This window comes from Nocardioides glacieisoli (assembly GCF_004137245.1).
Taxonomy (GTDB): domain Bacteria; phylum Actinomycetota; class Actinomycetes; order Propionibacteriales; family Nocardioidaceae; genus Nocardioides; species Nocardioides glacieisoli.
Window position 1 is genome coordinate 1 of the sequence record NZ_SDWS01000023.1, and the last position, 4,805, is coordinate 4,805.

The 4,805-nt window shown below is 66.2% G+C and carries 5 protein-coding genes, 1 pseudogene and 1 other annotated feature; all 6 genes and pseudogenes read left to right on the plus strand.

Translation table 11 applies throughout. From position 1 onward, the window contains the following. Nucleotides 1–73 precede the first annotated feature (73 nt). A pseudogene (locus tag EUA06_RS22115) lies at nucleotides 74–505 on the plus strand (transposase); the annotation flags it as partial. A gap of 238 nt (nucleotides 506–743) precedes the next feature. After that, nucleotides 744–1,097: a winged helix-turn-helix domain-containing protein gene (locus tag EUA06_RS22120; RefSeq protein ID WP_242498327.1), complete on the plus strand. Its 354-nt coding sequence runs from the start codon at nucleotides 744–746 to the stop codon at nucleotides 1,095–1,097. A gap of 372 nt (nucleotides 1,098–1,469) precedes the next feature. Continuing rightward, nucleotides 1,470–1,889 (plus strand): hypothetical protein, encoded by a 420-nt coding sequence (locus tag EUA06_RS22125; protein WP_207208495.1) that lies wholly within the window; start codon nucleotides 1,470–1,472, stop codon nucleotides 1,887–1,889. Between the two features lie 386 nt (nucleotides 1,890–2,275). Further along, nucleotides 2,276–3,685 carry a hypothetical protein gene (locus EUA06_RS22130; RefSeq protein ID WP_129479845.1) on the plus strand — a complete coding sequence of 470 codons (1,410 nt, stop codon included), beginning with the start codon at nucleotides 2,276–2,278 and terminating at the stop codon, nucleotides 3,683–3,685. 99 nt (nucleotides 3,686–3,784) lie between these two features. Further along, nucleotides 3,785–4,105 (plus strand): transposase, encoded by a 321-nt coding sequence (locus EUA06_RS22135; protein WP_165354515.1) that lies wholly within the window; start codon nucleotides 3,785–3,787, stop codon nucleotides 4,103–4,105. Beyond that, nucleotides 4,063–4,206 (plus strand) — a sequence feature (AL1L pseudoknot). (Overlaps the previous gene by 43 nt.) Beyond that, the coding region (locus EUA06_RS22140; RefSeq protein ID WP_129479849.1) for an IS3 family transposase at nucleotides 4,102–4,805 on the plus strand (704 nt) is incomplete at its 3' end. Its footprint overlaps the feature before it by 105 nt. The genes EUA06_RS22135 and EUA06_RS22140, both read left to right, overlap by 4 nt.

Here is a 4,805-nt window from a genome sequence, read left to right on the forward strand (position 1 = left end):
TTCTTCCAGCACGTAAGGGCATTCTCACTTCACGGCACGCTCACCCGACCAACCTCATCGGTGGATCGAGGCTAAGGGCAACCAGGAGATGGTCGCCGCCGCGATCCGCACCATCTTCGCCCAGCCCGACGCCGAGCACGTCACCGAGCAGTTCGAGGTCATCGCCACGATGCTGGGCAAGCAGCTGCCCAAGGTCGAGCAGATGCTCCGCGAAGCCCACCACGACCTCCTCGCCTTCGCCGGGTTCCCGGTCGCGCACTGGAAGAAGATCTGGTCGACCAACCCACTCGAGCGGCTCAATAAGGAAGTCAAGCGCCGCACCGACGTCGTCGGGGTCTTCCCCAACCCCGCAGCCCTGCTCCGCCTGGCCGGCGCCGTCCTGGTCGAGGCCCACGACGAATGGCAAGTCAGCGCCGAACGCCGCTACCTCTCCGAACGCTCAATGGCCCTGGTGGCCAACAAGTCAGATGAGGAGGTGGCCAAGCCCGAACTCATGACGGCATGATCAGAACCACTGACCCGCACGGTGTCGAGAACTCCACCACTCAGCGGGACGTGACCTTCTCCGCCCGAACGGCGGCATCCGCGTCCGTTGTTGTCAGCCCGAAAACCCGAATCAGCCTTCGGCGTGACCCGTTGGGTCGTTCCCGTCCCGCGCCGGAGTTTGGGGTAGCCTCATCATGACACGAACGGACGTGTAACACGACCCTTTTGGAAGTGGAGTGTCGGGCACAATGCGCACCATGCCGTCGTTGCCCGCACCCCGCGACATGCCGACGGAGGTGAAGGTCATCATTGACGCGATCGGGCACAGCGTCCGTACCGAGATCCTCAGACAACTAGCCGAGCGCCCCCTCGGCGTCCGAGAGCTCGCCGATGCGACAGGCACAGTCGTGAGCCAGGTCCGCAAGCACCTCGCGATCCTCGAGGACCTCGGTCTCGTCATTGCAGACGTCTCCCCCGACGAGCGCCGCCCCGGCGGGCGCGGCCGAGCCGTACTTTGGAGCACCAATCCTGAGCGCGCCAAGGAAGTCGGAAAGATGTGGATCGATTACGTCACCGGTCGCAGCTCGCATGACGTCGCTCAGGACGAGTAGCTGTCACGTCGTGGGACGGAACTTTTTTACGGCTAATCGTTTCTCGACCATCCGTCTCGACAGACCCCTGCGGCTCCGCACGGCAGTCGGAACAGCCCGCGATCGCGTTACCCGCCCCACGTGTCTTGCGGCACCTCCCCCGGTGCCTGGGGCAGAAACCGGACCACACCTGGCGTCCATCCCGGCGGTCTCTGTGAGCCTGCGTCGATGTCCAGTTCTTCTCCACCGCCTGCCCACCGAGAGGGTTCTCCACCGTTTGGCGGTACCCCCGACACCGCAGCTGTTTCACTGGGCGGCCCGGGTCGCCCCACGCCGCGACGTACGAAAGGACCACATCTGATGTCTGCTGCGTCCACAGTGAGCACCGACAGCGTGTACGACGAGACCCCAGAGTTCGTCTACGCGGTCTCCCTGCTCGCGGCACTCGAGGCCGCGACCGGACTGGCCGGACACACCACGGTGCTGCCTTTCCTCGGCATGGCCCGTGCCGAATTGACTGACTTCGGGCAGCGTCGACCGATCCGATACGACGCGGCGCACATCGACTACCTCGGTTCCGGGCTAGCAGAGCTCGACCAGTGCTTCACCGCACTCCTGGCGCAGTCGCAAGGCCTCCAGCACAGCCTCCGGACGGAGTCAGCTCTCAGACTGCTGCGACGCGGCGCGGCCGCCGTCAGTGACGGACCAGACGGTCGCACCACCACCACAAGCCCCCTCGCAGCCGAAGGCGCGACCCACCACCCGCCAACGCCGGCCTCTCGTCCACCTTCCATCAAGAAAGGGTCGATGTGACCCATCCGAAACCACGACCGGCGACGACGTCGCGGCAGCCCTGGAGGACCTGACTGGTCGAGTCCGCGAACTGGAGTTGGCTAATTTTCAGCTGCGAAAGGAGAGCCTGTTCGTCCAGCTTGAGCTCATGGCTCTAGAACGTGGCCAGGCGTTCGATCAAAGCGCTGATCCAGCATCGTCTGGGACCAACTACGTGCTCTTCGCGACCGCATCGAACGCACTGAGTTGCCCACGGCAGGCAGCTAGCCAAATTCGACCAATACCGAGGTCTGCACCGCAACGCCTCCAACGCGCATGGTGTGACGTGTCCGATCCGGCCCTGCGCCGGTTGCTTCTCCGCCCATGAACATCACTCGCCTTCATCCCGTCCTGGTCGGTGGTCCCCGATGACCGTCTCTACCTACAGCGGGCACGCCGAGAAGGCAGCCCACGCACTCAACTTTTTGATCCTCGACGACACGATCCCGGCCGACGAGCACGCGGTGGACCAGTTGTTGCACTGCCGTGAAGCGGTCGTCGACGCGCTGCGGCAGCGGCTCTACGACATCGGACAGGACAACTCGTACCCACCGGCGGACCATCTACCGGTCCAGACCCCCAAGCCTGCGCTGACGGGACTGGACGCGAAGCTCGCGACCCTGGTGGACAACATCGCCTTCGCCCTTCCCAGCCTCCCGCTCGACGAACGTCGGGGACACGCGGACTACCTCGCGCCAGCCTCCGATGACCAGACCGTCGAGTCGTGGCGTGCTGCGGCAGTCGAGTTGCTGTCGGCCTCCCACGCCCTTTCGGCTGCCGAGGAGCAACCGTGGCGCACCGACCCGGGGGCGGGCTGGTGGGTGATGCGCGACGTCGCCGTCGCCCTCGAAGCGGTCCTGGTGCTCGACTCCCGGCTCGAAGAGGTGGGCCTGCTCGCTGAGCATCAGCGGCCGGACTACCCGATGGGTCTGGATGAGAAGCGGATGGTTCTCGCCCAGACCGCTCGGGTGGCCACGTGGCATGCCACGAGTGCGAGCCCTGAGGAGGCCACCCCGCGATTCCAGCAGTCGACGTCATCCACGGTGGTCGAGCCGGTTTCAATGGTGTCGACTCCCGCGGACCTCGCGGCCGCCCAGCAGCAGCTCGCCCAGTTCCTGCGTCCACTGCGAGCAAACGACGCGTTCTACGTCGACGAACCGGAGATCACCGCCGACTCAGCACGTCAGATCACCGCCAGCCAGCTCTTCTTGTGCCGAGCGTTCGAGAGGGCTGCCGGCCACTCCCCGAAGACCGAAGTCTTCGCAGCGTTCTTCAACGAGCGCGCCGAGGTACTGGCGGCGCTGCAACCCCAGATCAGCCACCTCGCTGACGTCCAGGCGGGCCAGGAGCCCAACAGGCGCCGCTTTTGGCAGCAGAGCGAGCTCACGAGTGCGGTCGGTCGCATGGAGCACCGCGGCGGCGGCATCCGGCTCCAACCCACGCAAATGGTCGAGCTGGCCAGGGCCACCCACGACGTGACACACAACCTCGGCAAGGCACTGCGTCGCGAACTTCTGCGCGGCGCCAGCAACTTGATCGACGCCCACCCACGCCACCATGACGGCCCCGTCCGCGTCGGCCGGCGCTCGCGACTGGAGAGGACGCTAACCGACTTGACCAACATGCCTGCCCCGAAGCAGCGCGTTTCGCGGTTCAGCAACCCGCTTCAACGAGCCGCCTTGCAACAGACGCTCAACCTGACGCCGCCGTCATCATCACGGCTTCCGACACCCTTCCCGGCCGCCCGAAGGGCTCCCCACGGGACGCCGTCGTTCTGAGCATCAGACCGGCACCCCTCCCCCACCATCACGCATGCGTCTCGGTGTGTCTCGTGCCGGGTCTGATGGAGGCTCTCATTCCACGGAAGGATGAGAGTCATGGCAGCACCGAGGAAGTATCCCGAGGAGCTTCGGGAGCGAGCGATCCGGATGGCCGTCGATCTGCGGCGTGATCCGGCGACGAGGACCGGCGCTCTGCGTCGTGTCGGTGAGCAGCTGGGGATCAACCCCGAGACGCTGCGCAACTGGGTCTCCCAGGCCGAGATCGATGAGGGCCACCGGCCGGGTGTGACGACGGCCGAGGGTCAGCGCATCGTCGAGCTCGAACGCGAGGTCAAGGAGCTACGTCGTGCGAACGAGATCTTGAAGACGGCGTCAGCGTTTTTCGCCGCGGCGGAGCTCGACCGCAGGCTGAAGTGACCACGACGGTGCTGGTCGACTACGTCGACCAGCACCGCGAGGAGTTCGGGGTCGAGCCGATCTGCAAGGTCCTCCGCAGGGCCGGGATGCCGATCGCCCCGAGCAGCTACTACGCCGCCAAGACCAGGCCACCATCGGCGCGGGCGGTCGCCGACAAGCAGCACCTGGAGGTGCTTCGGCGGGTACACAGCGAGAACTACGGGGTCTATGGGGTGCGGAAGATGCACGCCGAGCTCAACCGTCGCGGGCACCGGATCGCGCGGTGCACCGTGCACCGGTTGATGCGTGCCGACGGGCTGCGCGGCATCAGCCGCGCCAAGGGACCACGCACCACGATCCCGGGCCGTGGACCCGACACCCGCCCCGACCTGCTGGACCGCGACTTCCAGGCGCCGGCTCCAGACCGGGTGTGGGTCGCGGACATCACCTACTGCCGCACCTTCGCCGGGTGGGTCTATGCCGCGTTCGTCGTCGACGTCTACTCCCGCCGGGTGGTCGGCTGGCAGCTGTCGAAGAGCCTGCGCACCGACCTGGCCCTGGATGCCCTCGAGATGGGTTTGTGGACCCGCGCCCACGCCGGACGCGACACCACCGGCGTGATCGCGCACTCGGACAAGGGAGTTCAGGGCGGATTCAACCGGTCGTCGCAACACCCCGTCATGGAGGTGTTGAGTGGTACGTCGTCAGCAAGCAGCAGATC